Annotated in this window: 3 protein-coding genes and 1 pseudogene; 2 read left to right on the forward strand and 2 right to left on the reverse strand. The window is 70.7% G+C overall.

Annotation, left to right across the window (positions count from 1 at the left end; genetic code table 11):
• Both AC1DTW_RS28005 and AC1DTW_RS28010 read right to left on the reverse strand, forming a co-directional pair.
• Positions 1–254, reverse strand: a pseudogene (locus AC1DTW_RS28005) (hypothetical protein); the annotation flags it as partial.
• Positions 239–2,017 (reverse strand): M61 family metallopeptidase, encoded by a 1,779-nt coding sequence (locus AC1DTW_RS28010; RefSeq protein WP_477985297.1) that lies wholly within the window; start codon positions 2,015–2,017, stop codon positions 239–241. The pseudogene AC1DTW_RS28005 and the gene AC1DTW_RS28010, both read right to left, overlap by 16 nt.
• Before the next feature lie 239 nt (positions 2,018–2,256).
• On the opposite strand from AC1DTW_RS28010, the gene AC1DTW_RS28015 reads away from it, so the two are divergent.
• Together AC1DTW_RS28015 and AC1DTW_RS28020 are read left to right on the forward strand one after the other, a co-directional pair.
• The gene (locus tag AC1DTW_RS28015; protein ID WP_477985299.1) at positions 2,257–2,814 is read left to right on the forward strand and encodes a GbsR/MarR family transcriptional regulator; all 558 of its coding nucleotides are present in this window, start codon (positions 2,257–2,259) and stop codon (positions 2,812–2,814) included.
• A gap of 37 nt (positions 2,815–2,851) precedes the next feature.
• Positions 2,852–3,100: cytochrome ubiquinol oxidase subunit I (locus AC1DTW_RS28020; protein ID WP_477985301.1), on the forward strand; the 249-nt coding region annotated here is incomplete at its 3' end.

A 3,100-nucleotide genomic window follows, 5' to 3' on the forward strand; every position in this document is an offset into this window, starting at 1 on the left:
GGCGCGGCCGGCGGCGGCGCTGGCGCTGCCGGCGCGGCGGTCGGCGGCGGCGCGCTGAGCGCCATCTCGCGAACATAGGCGACCTCGATGCGCGGCGGCAGCGCCAGATCGGCGCCGATGCCGCGCATCCGCTCGGCGAGGTCCAGGGTCACGCAACCGTGCACGCCGATCACGCCGATCACGAGCGCGAGCCACGCGGCGCGGCGCCCGCGGCGCGGCGCCGCGCCGAACAGCAGCGTCAGCCGGCGAGCCATGCCTTGCGCAACGCGGCGGCGGCCTTGGCCGGGACCGCTGCCGCCTTCAGCACGATCGCGCCGCCGCCAGCGCCCGGCGCGGCGTCGGCCGGCAGCGCGAGCGCGAGCGTCAGCACGCGCTGGTCGCGCGCGACCAGCAGCGGCGCGGCGCTGCGGGCCGTCAGCACGCGCAGCGCGTCGTCGAGGCGGCGCACGCGCCAGCCGGCGACCGCGAGCAGTTCGTCGCCGGCCGACAGGCCGCAGCGTTCGGCGGCGCCACCGCGCAGCACCTGGGTGACTTTCACGCCGGTCAGCGCGCCTTCGCTGACGCGCAGGCCGAGGCGCTGCGCCAGCGTCGCCGGCTCGCCGGCCCAGTCGACGCCGCTGCCTTCGAGCAGCGCCTGCAGCGGCAGGTCGTCGGTGCCGTGCACCCACGCGGCGAGCTCCTTCGCATACGGCCGGCCGCCGACCTGCTGCAGCGCTGCGGCGATGTCGGCCTCGGCGATCGGCCCGCCGGCGCTCGCAGCCCAGAGGGCGCGCATCACGTCGTCGAGCGTGCCGCGGCCCTCGGCGCGCAGGCTCAGGTCGAGCGCGAGTGCGACCAGCGCGCCCTTGGTGTAGTAGCTGATCGTCGAGTTCGGCGTGTTCTCGTCGCTGCGGTAGTACTTGACCCAGGCGTCGAAGCTCGATTGCGCGACGCTCTGCACCTTGCGCCCCGGCATCGACAGCACGCCGCTGACGGTGCGCGCGACCAAGCGCAGGTAGCGTGCCGTGTCGATCAGGCCGGTGCGCACCAGGAACAGGTCGTCGTAGTACGAGGTGAAGCCCTCGAAGAACCAGAGCAGCTCGGTGTAGTTCTCGCGCGTGTAGTCGTAGCGCGTGAACTCGGCCGGCCGCAGGCGCTTGACATTCCAGGTGTGGAAGTACTCGTGGCTGATCAGGCCCAGCAGGTTCGCGTAGCCGTCGCTGGTCTCGGGCCGGCCGAGCTGCGGCATGTCGCGCCGCGGCGAGATCAGCGCGGTGCTCGCGCGGTGCTCGAGCCCGCCGTGGCCTTCGTCGACCAGGTTGTGCAGGAACACGTAGCGCTGGAACGGCGGCTTGCGCGACGCGCTGCTCCCTTTGCGCGCCGGCGTGCCGTGCCAGAACGCGATCTGCGCCTCGCAGATGCGCTTCGCGTCGGCGAGCAGCCGGGCGCCGTCGAAATCGGGCAGCGCGCCGGCGACGACATACTCGTGCGCGACGCCGTGCGCCTCGAAGCGGCCGCGCCAGAAGCGGCCGAGTTCGACGGGGTGGTCGACGAGCTCGTCGTAGTCGGCCGCCTCGTAGCGACCGCGGCCCGCGGTGTCGACCTTGACCGGGCGCAGCGCCGTCGCGACCTGCCAGCCGGCCGGCAGCGTGCGCAGCTCGAGGCCGTGCGCTTCGGCCTCGCGGCCTTCGACGCGCAGGCACAGCGAGGTGCCGTTGAAGAAGCCGCGCTGGCCGTCGACGAAGGCGGTGCGCACCGAAGGATCGAAAGCGTAGACGAGGTAGCTGACCGTCAGCGCCGTGCGGCCGTCGCAACGCGCCAGCCAGGTCGCCTTGTCGAGCTGCTGCAGCGGTACCGGCCGGGTGCCCTGGTTCGCGTCGAGCGCCGACAGGTGGCGCGCGAATTCGCGCACCAGGTAGCTGCCGGGAATCCAGGCCGGCAGGCTCAACCGCTGCTCGGGCACCGGGTCGGTGACGCGCAGCGTGACGCGGAACAGGTGTGCATGGGGATCGGGGATGTCGATTCGGTACGTGATCATGCGGAACGTGCGCGGGTTCGCCGGCCTCGGACCTGCGCCCGGAAGCCATCACCCTGTTTCGTGGAAAGTTCGATTGTCATCGCTGCCGCCGTGCCGACGGGGCCCCCGAGCATGCGTCCGCGCGGCGCGAAGAAGCGCGCCATCCGGCCCGCCCTGCTGACGGAAGGGTTCCTCAGTTTTCAGTAATTACTGAAATTTCAATAGAATTTCGACAACCGACGCTCGAAGGCACCCGACCGATGACACCGCTCTCCCCGCTCGTCCGCAGCTTCGTCTCCCATTTCGGCGAAATGGGCAGCCGCTGGGGCATCAACCGCACGGTCGGGCAGATCTACGCGTTGATCTTCGTCTCGCCGGAGCCGCTGAACGCCGACGACATCGCCGAGCGGCTCGAGTTCTCGCGCTCCAATGTCAGCATGGGGCTGAAGGAACTGCAATCGTGGCGGCTCGTGAACCTGCGCCACCAGCCAGGCGACCGGCGCGAGTACTTCGACGCGCCGAGCGACGCCTGGGAGATCTTCCGCACCCTCGCCGAGGAGCGGCGCCGGCGCGAGATCGAGCCGACGCTGTCGATGCTGCGCAATGCGCTGCTCGAGCAGCCCGCGACCGACGAAGACCGGATCGCGCTCGAACGCATGCGCGGCATGCACGACCTGATCGAGCTGACGACGACCTGGTTCGACGACGTGCAGCGCATCGATCCGCAGACCCTGTCGCGCCTGATGAAGATGGGCGCGAAGGTGCAGAAGGTGCTTCAATTCACCGGCCGCGCGGCCGCGCCGGCGGCCAAGCGCTGAGCGCGCGGCTGCGTCAAACCGAGAGGCAACGACGACGATGGACCCCCTGATCCTCGCCCGCATGCAGTTCGCGGCCAACATCACCTTCCACATCCTGTTCCCGACGATCAGCATCGGCATGGGCTGGTTGCTGCTGTTCTTCCGGCTGCGCTGGCTGAAGACACATCAAGGACCCGACAAGGCCGCCGCGCAGGGCTGGCTCGACGCCTACCGTTTCTGGACCAAGGTGTTCGCGCTCAGCTTCGCGCTCGGCGTCGTCAGCGGCATCACGATGAGCTTCCAGTTC

The sequence above is a fragment of the Rhizobacter sp. P5_A1 genome (assembly GCF_056400745.1).